The organism is Haloarcula sp. Atlit-47R, assembly GCF_003665985.1.
GTDB classification, from domain to species: Archaea; Halobacteriota; Halobacteria; order Halobacteriales; family Haloarculaceae; genus Haloarcula; species Haloarcula taiwanensis.
The window spans coordinates 87825-108311 of sequence record NZ_QPLQ01000008.1 but is presented as its reverse complement, the minus strand read 5'-3'; the positions used below and the strand labels follow the sequence as shown (position 1 = coordinate 108311).

Here is a 20487-nt window from a genome sequence, read left to right as displayed (position 1 = left end):
GCCACTGATACCAGCTGTAATTGCCGACGAGAGTTCTCCAACCACTCTCTCGACAACCTCCTTCACGATTTCCCCAGCAATTCCCGACTGCATTGCTACGTCTCCGTCTCCGTCTTCCTCGGGGTTGTGGTGACTTCCTCTGGCTCACCAACTAGCGACTTTTTGCACCCATCAGTATTGTTATATTTGATGGTCTGAGAAACTGTAACTGTATCACTCCAAAGGAAGTTAACTGCCAGACGGTGGTTGATCTCAGCTATCTCGCCAGCTTCATCAGCTCTTGCACATATTCCTGGGCCATCCTTGAGGAGAAAATCAAATTTAACGGCAGCAGATTCACCGGGCTCCACTGGTACAAAGCGCTCACTTCTCGTTTCACCATCTAGAAGCGTCTGAGATGCTGCATCTGTGCGTTTCCCCACGTTCCGCACAACCATCGCCAAGCTACCATCGACGAAGTCTGGATGTTCAGCCCCAGGGATAACCTCCTCAAGTTCAAACGTGGTGCCCAGTTCGAGTGGGAGTTTAGTTTCGACGTCGTCACCACGGAGATAGAGTGTGTGCTGGCCCGGAGGCAGCGGTTCATTCGAGTCCTCGCCCTCTGTTAGCGAAAGGCGTGTCCGGGTTTCACCGGGGCTGAAATAGTCGCTGACGAACTCCCGACCGGACTCTGTGATGATGCTGACCGATGAGGGCTCGATCTCATCGGTCACAGCCACTTCCAGAGCCAATTGGCGGCCGTTCTCGACAATCTCAATCGATGTCTCTCCGATGTAGTCGGACTGCTCTTCTGGCGGGCCGGCGCTTCCACCGTCTCCGCCGCTATCATCAAACAGCCCGCTGCAGCCTGCAAGCGCGGCAAGACCCCCGCTAAGGAGTCCAAGCACTGTTCTGCGGTCGATACTGCTGTTTCGTGGTATATTCTTGTGTGTCATGGATTATACCAACCAACAAATTTGCCTCTCGTCCAGACGTCGTAGCCATACAGCGCCAGCACAGCCGGCAACACCGTCAGGAGCGTCACTACAGCGAGGTCGATGAACTCCGCAAGGTCTGGGAGGTTCACTTCGTAGACGACCCGCTCTTGGGTGTCTCGCACTGGGACAGCACGCCCTTGCTCCCACCAGATCTGAGCCGGGCGATACGTGACTATCGCTGAGGAGACTTCGCCCTGGTCGACGGTGACCGTAATCTCATCATCGCCAGACAGTGACCGTTCGACTCGGGACTGCCCCGTTGCGACGGTAACGTTCCCTGCCGCAATCGGGAAGCCAGCCGTCGGTTCGACCCGGACCAGCACGTCCGTCGAGTTGTCGGTCGAGTTGACGACCTCAGAGGTGATATTGACCTCGCGGATTAGCGTCGGGTTCGTCGAGTCCGCTGGCTGTTCGATGCTGTTCCCACGGACGAGTCCGTTGATTTCGAAGTTCTCCGTCCGGAGTTGTTCCGCACTCCGAATCGTGAACCGATCTGCCGTCGTGAACGTCTCCGAACGGTTGATCCGAATCTCCGGCGGGAGCGTCGTCCTGTTGGTCGCGTTCGCCGTCGTGTTCACAGTCGCATTTGTCGGATACGTCGCTTCCAGTGAGGGCACGAACCGCCAGCCGTCGGCACTCTCGTTTTGGACGCGGTTGACCGTGACTGCCGGACCTTCCGTCGTCCGGACAGCGTGGGTTTCGAGCGGTCGTACTGGGGTCGTCGTGTTCTCCGACCAGTTTTCCCACCCGGGCGGTGAGCGGGTGTAGAACCGCCACTTGCTCTGGACTTCGTATCCGCCATCGAACTGGACGCTTTGCCAGCTGCCGGGAATTACAGTTCCGATCCGATAGTCGTCGGTCGTGGCCCCTCTGCCGTTGGGGACGACGCCGGGCTCGACGACCATCTCCCGCTCGGAGAGGTTTTCCACCTGGACTGTCCGTGAGTCCGTGACCGTCAGTTCGTACTCATCAATCTCGTCATCGCCAATCTCCGAGAGATTCGTCGAGATCGTCGTGACCAACTGGAGTTCAGTGGTTCCGTTGATATCGGTGTAGTTGAGCGTGGGCTGGGCGGCAGTGCTGTTGTCCATCGCAGTGCCGTTGGCGTACAGCGTCGTGTTCGTCGACGTGTTCACTACTCGGAAGTCGTCCTCGAAGAACTCCGAGATGACTACCCGGTAGTCGTGAATGGCACGCACGGTCCCGTTCGGACGGACCAGACGCTCAGTACCCGACTCTTGATGGACGACCGTCGATGGCTCGATGCTGAAGAACGCGACGTAGGCGTCACGAATCCAGAGTCCAGAGCGAGTGTCCGTGACGTTTACTGGATACGAGGCGTTCTCGATGCCAGTCCGGAACGAGTCGTGTTCGGGCCGGTTCCACAGCGTTGTGTTCGATGGCTCGCGAGAAACCATATCTCCCGTGCATGAGGGCAGGACGGCCAGCGTGCCGTTCTCAGCCTCGGCCCGGTCAGCCCGTGTGAGGTTCGGATGGTCAGGGTCGCCAGACCACAGCGCACGGAAGAACGTGTGGTTGTGGTTGTAGGACCGGTTCGGCGGCACGACGCCTGCTGTCGTGTTGTCCCCGACAGAGGCATTAGCCGGTGGGTTCGAGGCGTTCTCGTAGCACGAGACTTTCGCGCTGAGGTTCTGCCTTGCTCCGAGTTCGACGGATCTGTTCACCTCTGTCTGGTTCGCCGCTGGCCCTCGATCAACGGACTCGTTGCCCTCGGTTCCGTTGGCTGCTGTCTCGTTGCCTGCTGGGTCTTGGACGCTGGAGTCGTTGTTGTCAGTGCGATTCGTCTGTGTTCTCTCCCTACTGGAGCCATTCGGCGCGGTGGCGTTCTGTTGGAGTATCCCCACGCCACCGTGACTCGCGTCGGTGTAGGAGTGTGCCGTCCCCCGCTCAATCTGGGCTGGGTTGCTGCCAGTGGCCGCCGGCCCCGCAGCTGCGGCTGTCGAGAGCAGCGAGCAAAGGGCCGCGATCATCAGCAGTGAGCGGAGTGATGGCATCGTATCTTCAGAATGGCGTCACGCAGTCAGAGAAGCCGAAACCGACGTTGTCCCCGAACTTCGTGATGAGTTCTGGAGCCACGATTGCCAGCACGACGACGCCGAGGCCGACCAGCGAGAGGATAAGGTCCCGGCGAGCCTCGTTTTGCTGGTTCGGGTTGCCAGAGGCTCGCATATACGACAGGCCACTGCGACCGACGAACACCATCGTCGCTGGCAGGCCAAGACCAGCCAGTGCGCCAAAGACGACGTTGACGCCGTCCTCGACAGCAGTGTTACAGTAGATGTTCCCGACGTCGGTCTGGCCCATCGCCGAGCCAGCAAATAGCGTGAGGATCAACAGCAGTTGGGTCGCCTGTCGCACGCCGGGCGTGAGCCAGGCGTCAGCGAATCGCCGCTTTGCGTGCGTGTAGAGTGTTGGTTGTGTGGTCGATGCGTTCGATGCGTTGGTTTGCGTTGACATGGATGTCTCTGGTTTTGCGGTCTTGCTTGCCCACCGATGCCCCACCGGTAATCCGCTACCGTTGTTGTGTTACCTTTCTTACACAGTTGGTGAATCCTATTCTGAATTCGCCAGCACGTATTGACAGTGGGACTATCAAAAAACTTGTGAACAAGATGAAGGGTTCTAGATTGTGATAGGTAGTCTTACTCGGCAATGCCTTAATTTTCGGGCCGCATGAATGCTAATGCTAATATGGATATTTATTAGTACATCAACTAGTAACTTCGTTAACTAGACTATCAGCCGCAAAGTTTCCAAACCGTATATCAGAAATTACGGCAGTTGGGGAGGTATATTGACAGTCCTAACTGGTGTTATATTTAATATAATTGGATACAAGAAGGGCATAGAAGCTGACCAATAGAACATCATTAAGCTAGTTTCATAGAAGGGCAAAAGCAGGGTATGAGGTGAGCTAGACTGAAATCAGACCATTATGTTGTCCGTGTCGTGGACTACTCCCAAGTCGTCAATGTCGCCGCACACACCCCCATGTCGTCAACTCTGCGATGCTGAGTGAGCGGGAAATAAAACTGAACAGAGTGGATGAATCAACACCTCCACGTCATGCATTCGCTCGGTTGCAGGGACGCATCAAGAATAAAGCCAGAACCGCCGGTATCCCCGTCACGTACGCCTACCCGGAGTACACAAGTCAGGCCTGCCTGGACTACTAACACGTCGGCTCCCGAAACGGCGACGAGTTCCGATGTACGAACGACGAGTGTTGGGTAACGGAGTACTACGCAGACACCAACGCGGCGGTCAGCATCTCTGACCGTTTAGACCGGTGGGATGAGAGCCTGCCGCTAAAATTGGTGGGCAATGATATTATACAGGATGTGGACGTCTGTGACGGCGCCACGACTCGCTCTGAGCAGAGCCTACCACAGCAAATGACGCTCGGTGAGTTTGAGTCAAAACCCACTCCAGTGATTAGCTGGTATCCCCACGCAGGAAACCACCCCGTTCCGTTGCAGAGGGTGTCACACTCATTCGCTCGTATCCGAATTGAGGACCACCCCGGGTGTCGAGTGTAAATGGACATTAAATCGCGTATCATACCATTTAGACCCATATTTAGATATTCTTGAGAGATATCAGTCCGAAAGTTCGAGTGAGACACCCCGACTGTCGAGTGTAAAATCGTGAATTACTGATCGGGCGAAAACCGTTGATCAGATTCAATGGCACTTTGTACGACCTTAGGCTCCTCCAGTAGGTAGTAAAAATTAGTCATGCCTTTTCCACGGCCACGTCCAACCCGATCCGTGACGCCGAGGATATCTAGAAACGCCTGTTCATTCAGCCGATCAGACATCCGCCTTTGTGAGAGAGGGTTAATATCTAGTGATTCCGTGAGCTGCTCGTACCGTTCATAGATTTTTCGAGTAGGGAACTCTTCCTGATTGCTTCCCTCTGCGATCAATGAAAGGGCGTACACTGCTGCTTTCGATTGTGTAGGCTGATCTTGGAGAAGCTTAGAGAAGCGATCGATATCCGCTTTCTCACGTGCATTTCGGACATGGTTTTCTTGCACAACATCACTGTTATCGTCTTTTGCAAGTTCGCCTGCATTTCGAAGGATATCTAGTGCTTTTCGAGCGTCACCGTGCTCTTGTGCAGCGAACGCAGACGCCAGAGGAATCACATCATCGGTGAGGACACCTTCACGAAATGCATCCTGGCGATGACGCATAATTTCGCGGAGCTGGTTTGCGTCGTAGGGAGGGAAGATAAACTCACGCTCTTGCAGGCTGCTGAGGACTCGCTCATCGAGAGAATCTTTAAACGAGATTTTGTTGCTGATCGCGAGGATACCAACCTTACACGAGTCGATCTTCCCGGCTTCACCAGCTCGGGAGAGTTGCATTAGCACGTTGTTTTCTTGGAGTTTGTCAACCTCGTCGAGAATGATGATAACGACATCATGGAGAGTATCAAGTATCTCCCAAAGACGATCATAGTATGCATTCGTCGATAATCCCGAAGGTGGTACAGAGATATCTGTTTCATCTGGTCGGTTGAATGTCCGACCGAGTTTGATTACCACCTGTGTCTCTGTTGTTGCTTGAGTACAATCGATATATGCGCGATCAAGTTTCGTACCCTCATCGTGAGCGAAGTCTTCAGCACTTTGAGTAACGTGTTTGGCAACGAGACTCTTGCCAGTTCCCGTCTTTCCGTAAATTAACGTGTTTCTGGGCTTTCCACCCCGGATTGCAGGATGAATGCTATTGGCCAAGTTAGATATTTCATCTTCACGACCAATGATCCGCTCCTCGTCCGGGATGTGTTCGATATCGAGAAGCTCTTTATTCGCGAAAATTGGATCCTCACTTTCCCAAATTGAGTCGAGGGAACTCTGTTTCTCGTTACTCATATGGATATATGACCCCAGAGGAGCCACCTCATGTTACACACGACAGTCGGTGTAGTATATAAAACTGTGCCTCCATCACACACCATCTGTCGAGTGTAAACGATTGATTCTACCGTTAGTAGAGCCTATACGGCATCAATAGTATAGTGTATATCCAAAAAAAGAAAATAGTACACCCCTCCGGGTGTCGAGTGTAACACTGGCAGTCGCTGTGTCTTTAGATGTTTAGTGAAGTACGTTTTTGAAGACACACACCCCGGGTGTCGAGTGTAAACTGTCCATGCTGACTGTCTAAGACCTTCTTACCGTTAGACAGAGTAGGGAGAAATACGGTTAACACGAGTATACATACTGTCTGCGGACAGATCGATGACTCAGTAGGGATTGCTATGCAACTCATGTGTTGTCCAGAGATAGCTATGCATTGGAGTCCCAGAATAACTTATAAATAGTATTGCTAGTGCTTCTATACTTGACTTATACCCGCTCATACCACATTCTATGAGTTATTTATTGCTGATACAATAAAATATATAAAAGAATGTAGCTAGTAGTAGTAAGAAAAGCTGAAAGAAGATCTTAGGGCTCTCTACTACTCGAAAACAGCAACTAACAACAGTAGGCGTACTACAGTGTCCTGATCGGGTACCCACCATCCTGTTGATTTACACTCGACACCCGGGGTGTGTGTCCCCGTATGCTCTGAGGCTAGTACGGATTACAGGGATAATCACGACCAGTGCTGAAGAATTGGGGGCCATTTGATTTGGAATCCCTGATTCTCTATCACCTCTCCCCGAATTGCTCCCTCCATGCCGTGTTGTTTCAATCCCGGTCTGGGTTTCTTCCCGGTCTCGACGGTCGGCGCTGGACGACAGCGCCATCGACCTTGAGTTTCAATCCCGCTCTGGGTTTCTTCCCGGTCTCGACTCCACCCAGTCTTTGACCTGTCGCGCGGCCTCGGCCAGTTTCAATCCCGCTCTGGGTTTCTTCCCGGTCTCGACTTTGAGCTGGCCACGCTGGTTGTCCAGCACCCACTCGTGTTTCAATCCCGCTCTGGGTTTCTTCCCGGTCTCGACGTCGCGGCGGGCCTGTCCACAGCGGCGGAACACTACGTTTCAATCCCGCTCTGGGTTTCTTCCCGGTCTCGACCTGGAGGCGTTGCTTATTCTGCGTGGCGAGTTTGTGTTTCAATCCCGCTCTGGGTTTCTTCCCGGTCTCGACCCTGCGATTCGGGACCTTCGACTGTGATTGTTACTTGTTTCAATCCCGCTCTGGGTTTCTTCCCGGTCTCGACAGGAAACGCGCGTGCCGGTGGTCGGTGAGAAGGCCATGTTTCAATCCCGCTCTGGGTTTCTTCCCGGTCTCGACGGCATCGGGGAATCTTATCGATCAAGAAGATGTCAACGTTTCAATCCCGCTCTGGGTTTCTTCCCGGTCTCGACTTCCGCAGGCACTAATGCTGGGATAACGTCTTGGAAGTTTCAATCCCGCTCTGGGTTTCTTCCCGGTCTCGACAGGGGGTAATATAGGCCCCAGAGGGTCTATAGCTTACGCATATCCTGTGAGAGCGACTGCGGAATTCGTGGACCCCAGCTATACACAGCATTCAAAAAGGTCCACGACTCACCGGCGGCGAAACAGCTGCAAGCGGCCCCCGAGCGTCAACTCGACGTGTCTGGTCTTACCGTCCTTGTCTGTTTCGACGGCCCCAGCCGTTTCAAGCTCGTCAAGATGCCGACCCACCGTGCTTCGGGACTGGTCGCTCCGTTCGGCAACCGCTGGGAGTGTTGTATCTCCATCCAACCGTGCAATCGTCCGGAGGGTCTGATCTGTTTTTGATGGCAGTGATGTCATCAGCTCGGGTAAGTGGAGCTCCTGTACCTCCTCGTCGATATCCGTGAACTGCAATACAGTGTCGATGTGGTCGGTAGTAACCAATGCGGCGACGGTAAAGGCCAGAAAGATTTCACGAGGACCACCGCCGAAGTTTGCCACTGTCTCACCTTTGGCGGCAGCGAGGATATCCGTACATTCCATCACCGCAGTATGAAACTCATCGTACGTGATTTGCTCGACAACAACCTCGATATTCGGCCCCAATTCGGAGAAAATCTGTTTGACATCTGCAACCGCGCTATCGCCGTCATCATCGTCATTGTACGGCCGAAGCAATACGACCTTGTCCCTTGCATTGAGACCGTGATTTAGCACTGGCCGCACCACCCGCGTGTCGTAATACCCAATCGTCGAGACGTAAGTGCGCATGTCTGGTGGATGGACGCCTGCATGTAAATGGTTCCGTCGCAGATTTCTGCAAACATTCACAGTCGACTGCACTACTCTGCATACATATCATCTTATGGATAAATTTAAAGTTCCAACACTGTGCAGAGGGGGACGTGCGAGTAGACCAACCAACACACGGCGACTGGATATCGCGATGCGACAGGTTGAGCTAACGGTCGAGCCGACCGAGTCGTTCGCGCTGCCGAGTGCCGACGGCTATCAGGTGTACGGTGCACTGTTAGATGCGCTCAACGACGTTGCCTCGGACGTGAGCGAGCGCGTGCATGACTCACCGCTGGGGAGTCTCCACAACAGCGGGCTATTAGGGTCGTTTCGGGGCTGTGACCGTAAATTCCACAAGCGAGTCGACCCGTCTGAACAGTACCGCCTCTCGCTGGGCGTGACCGACCCCGCAGACCAGCGCGTCTTCGAAGCGCTGGCGGACGCGTTCGTGTTCAGTGGCGATACGCTCTCGCTCTCGGAAGGCGAGCTACGTGTTCGTGACTTCGCGAGTAGTAATATCACGCACAACGAACTACTAGAGGAAGCGGCCGCCGCTGTCGATGACCGACCGGAGACGTTCGACATCGAGATGCGGTTCCGTACCCCGACTTGCATCGAGGAGGCCGATGGGATTACGACGATGTTCCCACATCGGGGCTCCGTGTTCCGGTCACTTCTCCGACGATGGAACAAAACGCTGCCCGAGGACGCCGTCGAGCGCTGTGAACTCGGGATGACGCGTGAGGCCTTCGAATCGAATCTCATCGAGAAACCAGATGCGCGAACGTACAACACCCATAGCGTCATGGTGAACCGCGGCGAGGACGGCTCGCCGATTCTCGCTCAAGGGTTCACCGGCACCTGCACGTATAAATTCAAGGACGCGAGTGACGCCGTTCGCACTGCGACGACGGCGTTGGCTCTATTCAGCGAGTATTCCGGTGTAGGCAGTTCGGTTGCTCGTGGTTGTGGGACTGTGGAGGTGGGCGTGCAAGGATGAGTAGCCCGTCTATTTTTCAGGACACCAGCCAATTGAATCCCATCCTTGCGGACTTTCTCACCGAAGTCGACCCGAAGCTACTTGACGAAGGATGGGGGTTCGAGGTGGCGAAGGGAGTCGACTACGGCCAGACAGATCAGTCGATGGTCAATCACGTCCGTAACGGCGTCTTCGCGTTGGCACGACTCAACGAGATTGTCCCTGCGTTCGGAGCCTACGAACTCGACGATGCCGAACTTCGGCGAGCCGTCGCGCTGTTTGTCATCCACGACCTTCATAAGTCCCGGGACGAGGAGACGACAGCCAAGACAGAGTATGACATCGATGGCGACGAAGTGGAAAATCTGGTCGACGCGACTGGTGTTGGCGAGTTTGCTCCATCGCTCCGCATTGAGGACTTCCACGCCTGCACGGTTGACCACGAGAACAGTTGGAAGGCGAATCCCGAACAGTCGACGCGGGCGTACGACCGCCTTCGCCCGTTCGTCCGGCTCGCAGACGCGTTCGCCTCGTGTGAAACGCCGGAATCAGCGGCGAGCGAGCGGAACGAACGCGCGCTCGACGCGGCATATCCCGGCGTCGACCTCGAACTCCGACATCACGTTCTCGACGATGTCAAAGGCGTCTTCACGAATCTGTTGAACGGAGTCGCCGCCCGGGAGCTGAACGACCGCGCGGGATACGAACTCCTCCTCATCTATCAGGACGGCTGTGTGTACGTTACGGACTCGGACCACCCGCAGCCAGCGATAGACGAGGGATTTGTCGATGCACTCTATACCCGTCTCACCGAGGAAATCGGTGCGTCACATCCTGCGTACGAGGACAGACAGCAACTCGCGCAGAATCTCGGTGTCCGGTCACAGGGCTTCTATGCCATCAACGATCAAGACTTCTTCTACGCAGGTGCGCCGAATATCCTTCTGGCAGTCACGGTCAAAGCCACACAAGACGCCGATCCCGACGCTGACCCGACGGACAGTATGCGGGAGACGATGGAGTTACTGAACGAGCGGCTGTCGAACGATATCGACGCGACTACGCGTGTCGCACCCGGATACGCTCGGTTAGCGTACACAATCAAACGGGCGTTCGTCGACCCGCTCGTCGATGCGGACGCGCTCGACGGTGACGCGCTGACAGAGACTTGTCAGTTGTTCGGCTTGGACAGCGAGATCATCGACGGGCTTCGAGCCCTCCGTGCTGACGACGAGGTCAGCCTCACTGCCGGCGGGAAATGGGATTACGGCTACGCAATCGGGCAACACATCGCAGATATGGTCCGGCGAGAGGGGTGGTCGCCTCCGGTCGAGCCCCTCGCGGAGTTCCTGCTCGAACGGCTCGAAGAGCGAGCCCCCGACTGGCGGGAGGTGGTGATGGCGGAACACGCCGGTGAGTTTGAGACGGAACTCACGGCTTACATCGCTGACGTGCTCACCGTCGATGGACACGTAGCGGAGGACGCCGGGAGGACGGACCTTCTCACCGACCCCTTCGACGAGCACCACGCCACCCGGCGCGGGAAGACGTGTACGTTCTGCAACCGCGGGACGACGAGCGGGCGGAAGGGAGATATGAAGGCCCCGAAGTCACTCACGACCTTTCAGGCCGGGTATTCCAATCGAATCCCGGCCGACGCCAGCAAGCCTGAGGAACTCCTCGCGTGTATCCCGTGTCAGGTAGAGTTCTCGCTCCGAGAAACCGGCGCAACGCGACGGGAGGCGGGTCGCCTGTTCATCCATCTCGTTCCGGATTACTTCTACACACCGACGATGTGGTCGCTGTACGACGGCCAGATATTCACGCGGTTTACCGGCGAAGCGATGACCCGAATCGGACGACTCGCGTCGGCAGTGTTCGACGCGACTGCGGGTGGACATCCGGACAGAACGTCGGGCGAGTCGTTCGCAGACATTCTCGGAGAAGCAGCGTGGCACGAGGACGGCGGTCGCTCGATGCTCGAACAGTTGGGGCAAGGGTTCGATTCCGAGTCCCAGTTCGGGACACGGACACTCTCTTTCTACAAGCCCCAAGACAACGAGACCGAGTTCCAGTTCTTCGGCGTCTTCCTCGGCCTGTCCGTCGCCGCCGCGATGGGGATGCGCGCGTACATCTCACAGTCACCGCTGCCGGACCTACGCGGCCGAGATTTCAAAGAAATGGCGAGACTCGACGCCGGATTCACGAGAGTCGCTGATCTCTACGGACAGGAAATCCCGCTGTCGGTGCTTCGAGAACGGCTCGGGGCGGCGGCGGCACTCGTTCAACTCGGCTACGAACTTGAGATGGACGACGCTCGGTTCCCGAAGTATCTCCGGGTGACGCGGAACAAGGCGTTACCGGGGTCGCACCTCCTCAAAAAAGCTGCGAGAGATGCCGATGACGGCAGTGCACCCAGCTATCTGCTCGAGGAAGCCGACTTTCTCGACCGACACGCATCGCAGCAGTCACGAACGACGACAGCACGTCACACGACGACAACCGAACAATGACAACAACACCGAAAGACGACGTCACCTACCTCGCGGAACTCGCGTACGATGCGATCCGGCCCGCGTCCGGTAACGACAAAGCGTACGCTATCGAGCGCGTGTTCCGAGAGTCGGTGAAAGCAGTGAAAGAATCGAACGAGTTTCGCATGAACGCCGACGAGGCGGCGCTCCGCATAACCGGCAAACTGCAGAAACTTCCCGACCGAAGTGACCAGGTCTTCCGTGTGTCGAGGGAAGACAGCGACCACGGCGGCCATCTCAACGAGCGAATCGAACGCTATGCCGAAGCCTTCGCACAGCGCTTGCTCGTCGACCGTTGCGACGGCAAACCGTCGCTGCTGAAACGACGGGCAAACGGCTTCGCTGACGGCTTTTACGCAGCGACGCTCCAGTTGAAATACCAGTCGAGCGAGGACGATAGCGACGAATCGACCGACGAAGAATCCATCCAACAGTAACCAATGTTCGATTACGACACCTACCCCGCCCTCAAAGACGGCACCGTTGCGCCCGATGAAATGACTCTCGCCCCGCAGAACAACTTCACCAGCATCCTCGTTCTTCGGGAGCTGGAGAGTCACGCGATTTTCACGACGGACGGACAGAGCGCCGACCTTGCGAGCGTCGCCGTCGGGTCGGGAGACGACAGGGAAACGTACTCCCCGGGGCTGATGTTCATGCGTAAGCAAACCGGCAGTGACCGTCGCTTCGGTAAGTCCCTCCAGCGCGACCTACTCGACATCGAATGCACAATGCAGGTCAACGGCATGTGTCAGGACTGCGTGGAGTGTATCCTCTATGGTAGTGCCGCGAGTGACGACGCCGACCAACCCCTCTCGATTACCTCCCGAGTGATGTACGATACCGCGTACACGTTGCGGGACGCGACCGTCGCAATCGACGAGAAGTTCCAGAACGCGCCCGGCGATGATTACGCGAAGGAAGCCGAGGCGACAATCCGTGAGCCGGACTTCTTCGAGCCCGGGACGCTGTTCCCTGCGGTCATCACGCTTCGGGACGCGACGCCAGCAGAACTCGCTTTTGTGCTCGGAATCACCGCAAAGAACAAACGGTACGGGGCTGCGACCAGCCGCCTCGGACGGGTGAAAAATCACGTCCTCGGGGTGTACACTGGAAGCGAAGAGGGACCAGCGAATCTCGGGCTGACGCGAGACGTGATACAGCGACTTCGTGACGACGACACCACCGGTTCGGAGACGATTCAAGACGTGATTACCGAGTCCGCTCACGACCCGGAGCTGGTCGGGGAGCATCTCCAGCAGGCGTTTGAAGCCCGTATTGATGCCGACCACGGTGGGCTCGACATCGAACGCGTTCCCACGGAGACGATCGACGACCTCACAGCGGCCGCGACCGGCGATAACTTGGCTGACGTGCTGGAGACCCAGCGGGAGGCATCACGGGCATTCCGTGACCAGTCCGAGGAGGAGTAGCCCGATGCAGTCGGCATTGGCGGTAACGCTCCGCACGCAGGGGGAAATCTGGTTTGCGAGCCGCGAGGTTGGACGACTCGCGGACACGGAACCGTACTTCCTCAATACGGCGTTGTACTACGCGTTCGGTCTCGCGTCGGGACGCTACGTCGATAGGCTGTTCGAGCCGACGTATATAGATGATACTGCGGCTGTCGCTGGCAACATCTACATTACTCCTGCGACACCCACCGGCGGGGTCGCAAACCGAATTACGTCGACGTACAACACCAGTACCGACGACTACGCGACAATAAATTACTCCGCACAGGACGACCCGAACGAGGGGCAGAACCTCCCGTCCTACGGTCGGCGACGAGTGCTCGGGCACGGGAACGAACTGCGCTGTTACGTCCTCGGACGTGGTATCGACACTGACGACCTGCGTGCCGAACTACCGGGGTACGTTCGACTCGGGAAGAAACGAGGAAAGGCGCGTGTCGAGACGAAGCCGCTCGCAGTCGACGATGGTACTGGCGAGTACGAGCTCGGCCACGCCATCGGCGCATACGACAGCGACCAGACTCCCGTCGGCGACCTGATCACCAAACAGATGCGGCCAACACCGCTGGTCGTACAGGGGACGTACGACGGCCCACACGTTATCCTCTCTGACCCGGACTCCGACGCCGAGACGGACGATACGACCGATAATTCAGTACATCTCCCAGCCGACGTTCAGTTCCTTCGGAGGAAACGATGACGGAGCCACTGTCGCTGGCTGGGGTCGAACTCCGCCGGCACACCGATTCCGACTACCCCATCGCCGGAACCGCGTTCAAGCCGTACGCACACCAGCAGGAGCTTCGCCAGTTGTTCCACACCGAGGAATCGTTTCTCGCGGTGAACGACAGCCCGACAGGTGGCGGGAAGACAATGTCGTGGCTCGCTCCCATCCTTGAACGCGGTGAGCACGCACTCGCTCTCTATCCGACGAACGCACTCATTCACGATCAGGAGCAGAGCCTCAGAACGGAGATTTCGGAAAAGTGTCCGGACACAGAGCTGGGGGTGGATACGAAGCTCCTCACTGTCACTGCGGATACACTACGTGGAGAACACGCCGAACGGTTCCCGACAGCGACGAGCAACGGAGCCCGGCTTCGACAACTACTCACAGAAGAGATTTACCACGGCGACAGTCAGGTAATACTCCTCACCAATCCGGATATCTTCGTGATGATGCGACGGAGTCTCTACGGACGGCCCGGCAATCCCGGGGCCCGGGTCCGCGCGCTCAACGAGTTTCAGACGGTCGTCGTCGACGAGTTCCATCGAGCCGGACGGAAAGAGCAGAACACGTTGTTGTTCCTTCTCGACGAGATGTACGACCTCCCGTCGTATCGGTGTGCGCTCTCACAGATTGTGCTGTTGAGTGCGACCCCGACGGACTGGCTCGAAGACCGGTTCGAGAATGGGATGCAAGCGCCGTACTACCGCGTGGCTGCACGGCGAGCGACGGTCGAACAGCGCCCGTTCACCGATACGGTGTCGTCGGACTGGGGGGCAGTGATGCCGCCTGTCGAGCTCGATGTCCGTTCGGCGTCGACGTTCGGCACAGCCGACGAACTACTCGATGAAGACTGGGAAGACACGCGTGAGTTCGCGTCCCGGCCCGGAAAGACCGTCTTCATCCTCGACGGTATCCGCGAGGTGGAGGACGTGTACACGCGCCTCGCGGATGCGCTTGACGAACAAGAGGTCGTCCGCATCGACGGATTTCACCGCGGCGACCTCGAAGCAAAACTGGACCGGTTCGACGTACTGGTGAGCAACTCGGCCGTCGAAGTCGGCATCGATTTCACGGTCGACCGGCTGGTGTTCTCCGCACACGACCGCGCTAGCTTCCTCCAGCGTCTGGGTCGACTTCGGACGGAAACCGTTCGTCAGCCCGCGCGCTGTTACGTTCCATCGACGGTCGCAGCGACGCTCGACGAACGGACGACCGCTGATTCCATCGCGCGCGAACGATTGACACGAATTCTCGGTGACGCCTACCACGACCCACGCGACAGGGAGTCGTTCGACTGGCGCTACTCCGCCGCGGAGGCGTACCATCACCTGCGGCGACGAACGCGCGACGCGAATCCGGAGTTGGCTGAGCAGATACGGACGGACGGCTGGAACCGCATCACTGCTCACTTCGCGTCGAAGTCGGACTTTACACGCGAGGATCTCGAACGCTACATCGACCCGATAGAAAACGCCGTCGAGGATACGCTCAAATGGTACCGGGGGGACTCACTGCAGGTACTCGTCTACGACCCGAACAGCGAAGGTCGTGAGACAGTTCGAGCGTACAACCTGTTCTACTTGCTCCGCCACGGCGACATTGAGTTCCACTCACGCGAAGCATTCGAGCGTGTGGTTCCGGAGCGACACCACGCAACGATTTCAAACACGGCACCGTACGTAACCGGCTTCTGTACCTATCGTGGAACGATTCCGCCGAACGAGGACGGCTACGGACGCGAGGTTGCCTTGAAAGCGACCTCGGAGATTTATCGCTGGCTGAATACCGAAACGGACCGCACGGGGCGAACACCCCGTACAGTTGACGACCTTTCGGTACAGGTGACTGTTGACGACGGCTCCCGACGAATTGGTGCGAGCATCGAACAACTCCGCGAGGAGATGGTCGACCTTGACATCCTCGCGTACGTTGTCGATGACGCGCCGAGGGCAGTGAAAAACCAGTACGACCTCGGTCCGTTCTTTTTCCTCTACGGGTTAGTGACTGATGACGGACTTTGCTCGATTGCGCTCGGAACCGACGCACTGTATCTTCATTGTGCCATCCAAGACGAAGCGGAGTCGGTTGACCTCGAACGGTTCGGAGTGGATATCTGATGACTGCCGAATCGAGCTTCAAAGACGAACTGGTGTACGTTAGCGCACTCAACGAGTTCGTCTACTGCCCGCGACGGTACTACTATCAGCGATTCCACGACGAAATTGGTGAGCCGTACGAACTAGTCGACGGCCGTTCGAAACACGAGGGCGCTGCGAAGCGTGGTGGCTGGGTACACGAACGGTACTTTCGTTCGGAAGACCTCGGACTCCACGGAAAAATTGACCTCGTTGAGACGGATAATGGGACGCCTACTCCAGTCGAGCGAAAGCGCGCTGAGAGCGGTGAATACTACCCTAGCGACGAATTGCAGATTGCTGGATATTGTATGCTGCTTGAAGATGCCATCGGAGAACCGGTTAACGTTGGATACATCTACCTCTATTCGACCGATACCCGGCATCCGGTCCGAATCACAGACGACCATCGGGCGGCAGTTCGCCGCGTCGTCGAACGGATAGACCAGTTGTCCTTCGGTGATGTCCCACCGTTGATAGATACCCGCTCGAAATGCGAGGCCTGTTCTGCCCGGAGTTACTGCATGCCGGCGGAAACGGCGATGCTCGCTCCCGACATGGCTGAGGGAACTGAATGGGAGGGGGCCCGCCCGGAGGAACCATCATGAAAGCTAGCGACGGGATGTTCCTCGATTCAGTTGTGTACGTCACCACCCAGGGCACACAGGTACGGACGGACGGTGGTCAGATCATCGTCCACGATGTCGATGGCGATGACGGGGAACTCGCTACGTTCCCGACTGAGAAACTGGAGACGATCAACGTCTTCGGGGGTGTAAACTTCTCGACACCATTCGTCGCTCAGGCGAACGAACACGGCATCGTCCTCAACTACTTCACCCAGAACGGGAACTATCGCGGAAGCTTCGTTCCCGAGCGAAATACGATTGCGGAAGTTCGCCGCGCACAGTACGCGTTGGATGACGCGACTGAGCTGGGCATCGCTAAAGCGATGATTCGGGCGAAAATCCGAAATGCACGGACCCTACTCTCACGAAAAGGCGTCACTGGAACGGACCTGCTTCGGGATTTGGGGGAGCGCGTCACCAATGCCACATCGAAAGACGACCTCCGCGGAACCGAAGGCGAAGCAGCAGAGCGGTACTTCAGTAGACTCGACGAGACGCTCGTCGACGGGTGGACCTTCGAGACGCGGAGTAAGCGCCCGCCAGAAGACCACATCAACTCACTGCTGTCGCTGACGTATGTAATGATGAAAAACGAGGTGCTCACTGGCCTTCGAAGCTACAATCTTGATCCTTTCCTCGGTGTCTTGCACGCCGACCGACATGGACGGCCGTCGTTGGCGCTCGACCTCCAAGAAGAGTTTCGCCCGCTCTTTTGTGATGCCTTCGTCATGCGTGTGGTGAATCGAGGCACGTTTACCCACGACGACTTCCGAGACGACAATCACCTTCGTGACGACGCCTTCCAGACATACCTCTCGAAATTCGACGCGTACATGGAAGAGACGCTCACCCACCCATACTTCGAGTACGAAGTAAGTCGACGGAAGGCAATCCATCAGCAATCGATTCTGCTTCGGAAAGCGATCACTGGCGAACTTGACGAGTATCACGCACTGGAGGTCTCACGGTGAGACTCGTCGTTACCTACGACGTGAGCGACGATGCGAATCGCCGGAGAGTGTATCGAACGCTGGAACGGTATGGGGCATGGCGGCAATATAGTGTCTTCGAGGTTGATGTCTCGAAATCAGAGCGGGTCGAACTGGAAGATGAACTCGAAGCTCGGATTGACGAGAGCGATGGCGACAGGGTTCGAATCTATCGGCAATGTGAATCCTGTCTCGACGATATCACCGACATTGGCTCCGATCAACCTGACGAACAGTCGAATGTGATCTGAGTCCGGTTTCGTAGACCTTTTTGAACCCTGTGTACAGCAGGGGTCCACGAAAATAGCACTGTAAAACACAGATAGAGCGCAAACTATAGGCCCTATGCAGCGTATATTACCCCCTGTCGCGACGAGGGAGAAACCCAGCACGGGATTGAAACAGAACGCAAGCACTAACACTATCACTATTCAAACCGTCGCGACGAGGGAGAAACCCAGCACGGGATTGAAACAGTTACCGCGGTGACCCTCGGCGACGAGCCACTAGGTCGCGACGAGGGAGAAACCCAGCACGGGATTGAAACCGGTCGTGTCCTCGAGCCCGAGTCGCGTGCTGTTGTCGCGACGAGGGAGAAACCCAGCACGGGATTGAAACCCGACGAACCCTCTGCCTCGACGGCCGCGTTGAGTCGCGACGAGGGAGAAACCCAGCACGGGATTGAAACGAATCGATAGCGCGCAACAATCGCTAACTGAATTGGCTGGTCGCGACGAGGGAGAAACCCAGCACGGGATTGAAACTACACGTTGTAGTGAAGCCCATCTGAATGACTGTTCCGTCGCGACGAGGGAGAAACCCAGCACGGGATTGAAACCTGACGAAACACGGCACTGAGCACGACAACCGGATGCGTCGCGACGAGGGAGAAACCCAGCACGGGATTGAAACAAAGAATGGGCCGAACTGACTGTCACGTCCAATGGTCGCGACGAGGGAGAAACCCAGCACGGGATTGAAACATGGGTTCGTGATGAAGATGAGTTCATTCGCCGGCGGTCGCGACGAGGGAGAAACCCAGCACGGGATTGAAACATCTCGACCGAGGTGAGGCCTGATGGCTCGTGTCAAGGTCGCGACGAGGGAGAAACCCAGCACGGGATTGAAACTATACCTCATCCATCGTGACCACCGCCCGCGCTGTGTCGCGACGAGGGAGAAACCCAGCACGGGATTGAAACGTGTCGGTCGCCCGCCGGTCGCCACACCGCCGATTTGGTCGCGACGAGGGAGAAACCCAGCACGGGATTGAAACGAGGAGCTGCCCCACGCGACGGCCTGCCCACAGCGTCGCGACGAGGGAGAAACCCAGCACGGGATTGAAACTCTGCGGTTGTCGGTGCTGTCCGGGAGTTTGCTGACCGTCGCGACGAGGGAGAAACCCAGCACGGGATTGAAACATGTCGTCCTCGGGCACCTTCAGTTTCCAGTGGCGGCGTCGCGACGAGGGAGAAACCCAGCACGGGATTGAAACCGAGCGACTGCGGCGACAGGCCGGCGGCGCGTCGCGTCGCGACGAGGGAGAAACCCAGCACGGGATTGAAACACCTCGACGTACTACGCGCTCGACTCAGTGCACGCGTCGCGACGAGGGAGAAACCCAGCACGGGATTGAAACTTCTCATACACCTCTTGAACGCCGGTCATTTCCGGGTCGCGACGAGGGAGAAACCCAGCACGGGATTGAAACCGACACGCTCAAGCAGTTACTCGAGGTCGCGGAGACGTCGCGACGAGGGAGAAACCCAGCACGGGATTGAAACAGCCCTACATCCGGCGCGCGGGGTACGCGCGACTCGTCGCGACGAGGGAGAAACCCAGCACGGGATTGAAACTCGACCGTTGGCTCGGGGACGTCGTCGACATCCGGGGGTCGCGACGAGGGAGAAACCCAGCACGGGATTGAAACAGTATGCGCGTCCAGACACAACCACGGACCCAGAGTCGCGACGAGGGAGAAACCCAGCACGGGATTGAAACTCGTAGGCCCCAATCTCTTCGTCGGGCGAGATGAGACGTCGCGACGAGGGAGAAACCCAGCACGGGATTGAAACAGGTGCAGTGCGTTGAGTGTGGCCGAACAGCGGGCTGCGTCGCGACGAGGGAGAAACCCAGCACGGGATTGAAACTTGCATCCGTCGCTGGGATGGTTATTGTGCCCGGTCGCGACGAGGGAGAAACCCAGCACGGGATTGAAACCCGTTTGACGCTGAGTTTGTCAACACAACACAGGGGGTCGCGACGAGGGAGAAACCCAGCACGGGATTGAAACAGATAATGAAGATAGCCCCACGAGTGCAATGAGTTAGTCGCGACGAGGGAGAAACCCAGCACGGGATTGAAACTCGAATAATCCACTGAGTCTATCATTTCAGGGTTTGTCGCGACGAGGGAGAAACCCAGCACGGGATTGAAACACCCCCGCCGGAACACCTGAACCGTGTTTGGACTGGTCGCGACGAGGGAGAAACCCAGCACGGGATTGAAACACGGAGAGAGAGTAATGCCGTCGCACAGAGCGAAGTCGCGACGAGGGAGAAACCCAGCACGGGATTGAAACTTCATCCCGTTCCCCCGTATGGCGTTCCCTTTCAAATGTCGCGACGAGGGAGAAACCCAGCACGGGATTGAAACTCGAAGCATGAGTGAGCTTGACCCAGACATCAAGGTGTCGCGACGAGGGAGAAACCCAGCACGGGATTGAAACACCTCCGCATCATCGGCGATGCGGCGGCAGACCCGTCGCGACGAGGGAGAAACCCAGCACGGGATTGAAACCAGTCAGTGTTGACGACGGTGCCGGAGATGGTGGGGTCGCGACGA

Annotated in this window: 15 protein-coding genes and 2 CRISPR repeat arrays (1 of these 17 cut by a window edge); of the genes, 10 read left to right on the top strand and 5 right to left on the bottom strand. The window is 57.0% G+C overall.

The genetic code is table 11. The features are described 5' to 3' along the window. Nucleotides 1-95 precede the first annotated feature (95 nt). The 3 genes from DVK00_RS19770 to DVK00_RS19760 are packed head-to-tail and all read right to left on the bottom strand — an operon-like array spanning nt 96 to nt 3455. A complete protein-coding gene (locus DVK00_RS19770; protein WP_121578419.1) occupies nt 96-935 on the bottom strand; it encodes a hypothetical protein in 840 nt (279 codons plus the stop codon). After that, on the bottom strand, nt 932-2992 hold the full coding sequence (locus tag DVK00_RS19765; protein ID WP_121578418.1) for a hypothetical protein: 2061 nt from the start codon (nt 2990-2992) through the stop codon (nt 932-934). Before DVK00_RS19765 ends, DVK00_RS19770 begins: the two co-directional genes overlap by 4 nt. Before the next feature lie 7 nt (nt 2993-2999). Beyond that, complete coding sequence (locus tag DVK00_RS19760) at nt 3000-3455, bottom strand: pilin (RefSeq protein WP_121578417.1); 456 nt, start codon at nt 3453-3455, stop codon at nt 3000-3002. A 551-nt stretch (nt 3456-4006) separates the two neighbouring features. On the opposite strand from DVK00_RS19760, the gene DVK00_RS22515 reads away from it, so the two are divergent. Then, nucleotides 4007-4174: a zinc ribbon domain-containing protein gene (locus tag DVK00_RS22515; protein ID WP_121578416.1), complete on the top strand. Its 168-nt coding sequence runs from the start codon at nt 4007-4009 to the stop codon at nt 4172-4174. 476 nt (nt 4175-4650) lie between these two features. On the opposite strand, the gene DVK00_RS19750 is transcribed toward DVK00_RS22515, so the two are convergent. After that, on the bottom strand, nt 4651-5880 hold the full coding sequence (locus tag DVK00_RS19750; RefSeq protein WP_121578415.1) for a Cdc6/Cdc18 family protein: 1230 nt from the start codon (nt 5878-5880) through the stop codon (nt 4651-4653). A gap of 822 nt (nt 5881-6702) precedes the next feature. Then, nucleotides 6703-7398: direct repeats of the CRISPR family, unit length 37 nt; unit sequence GTTTCAATCCCGCTCTGGGTTTCTTCCCGGTCTCGAC. A gap of 108 nt (nt 7399-7506) precedes the next feature. Further along, complete coding sequence (gene csa3, locus DVK00_RS19745) at nt 7507-8148, bottom strand: CRISPR-associated CARF protein Csa3 (protein WP_121578414.1); 642 nt, start codon at nt 8146-8148, stop codon at nt 7507-7509. Nucleotides 8149-8323: 175 nt separating this feature from the next. Here csa3 and cas6 point away from each other — a divergent pair, with 175 nt between their 5' ends. From cas6 to cas2, 9 genes are read left to right on the top strand one after another with little or no spacing between them, the layout of a single operon-like run. Continuing rightward, entirely contained in the window at nt 8324-9172 is an 849-nt protein-coding gene (cas6, locus tag DVK00_RS19740; protein WP_121578413.1) for a CRISPR system precrRNA processing endoribonuclease RAMP protein Cas6, read from the top strand. Further along, nucleotides 9169-11664 carry a type I-D CRISPR-associated protein Cas10d/Csc3 gene (cas10d, locus tag DVK00_RS19735; RefSeq protein ID WP_121578412.1) on the top strand — a complete coding sequence of 832 codons (2496 nt, stop codon included), beginning with the start codon at nt 9169-9171 and terminating at the stop codon, nt 11662-11664. Before cas6 ends, cas10d (DVK00_RS19735) begins: the two co-directional genes overlap by 4 nt. Beyond that, on the top strand, nt 11661-12122 hold the full coding sequence (gene cas10d / locus DVK00_RS22350; RefSeq protein ID WP_121578411.1) for a type I-D CRISPR-associated protein Cas10d/Csc3: 462 nt from the start codon (nt 11661-11663) through the stop codon (nt 12120-12122). The genes cas10d (DVK00_RS19735) and cas10d (DVK00_RS22350) overlap by 4 nt, the downstream gene beginning before the upstream one ends. A 3-nt stretch (nt 12123-12125) precedes the next feature. Next, nucleotides 12126-13118 carry a type I-D CRISPR-associated protein Cas7/Csc2 gene (gene cas7d, locus DVK00_RS19725; protein WP_121578410.1) on the top strand — a complete coding sequence of 331 codons (993 nt, stop codon included), beginning with the start codon at nt 12126-12128 and terminating at the stop codon, nt 13116-13118. Between the two features lie 4 nt (nt 13119-13122). Then, entirely contained in the window at nt 13123-13860 is a 738-nt protein-coding gene (gene cas5d / locus DVK00_RS19720) for a type I-D CRISPR-associated protein Cas5/Csc1 (protein WP_121578409.1), read from the top strand. Further along, nucleotides 13857-16007 carry a type I-D CRISPR-associated helicase Cas3' gene (gene cas3 / locus DVK00_RS19715; protein ID WP_121578408.1) on the top strand — a complete coding sequence of 717 codons (2151 nt, stop codon included), beginning with the start codon at nt 13857-13859 and terminating at the stop codon, nt 16005-16007. The genes cas5d and cas3 overlap by 4 nt, the downstream gene beginning before the upstream one ends. Continuing rightward, on the top strand, nt 16007-16633 hold the full coding sequence (gene cas4 / locus DVK00_RS19710) for a CRISPR-associated protein Cas4 (RefSeq protein WP_121578407.1): 627 nt from the start codon (nt 16007-16009) through the stop codon (nt 16631-16633). The genes cas3 and cas4 overlap by 1 nt, the downstream gene beginning before the upstream one ends. Next, on the top strand, nt 16630-17625 hold the full coding sequence (gene cas1 / locus DVK00_RS19705; RefSeq protein ID WP_121578406.1) for a CRISPR-associated endonuclease Cas1: 996 nt from the start codon (nt 16630-16632) through the stop codon (nt 17623-17625). Before cas4 ends, cas1 begins: the two co-directional genes overlap by 4 nt. Continuing rightward, nucleotides 17622-17894, top strand: a complete 273-nt coding sequence (gene cas2 / locus DVK00_RS19700) for a CRISPR-associated endonuclease Cas2 (RefSeq protein WP_121578405.1) — start codon at nt 17622-17624, stop codon at nt 17892-17894. Before cas1 ends, cas2 begins: the two co-directional genes overlap by 4 nt. 115 nt (nt 17895-18009) lie before the next feature. After that, a CRISPR array of direct repeats spans nt 18010-20487; the repeat unit is 37 nt; unit sequence GTCGCGACGAGGGAGAAACCCAGCACGGGATTGAAAC; it runs 2532 nt beyond the window's last position.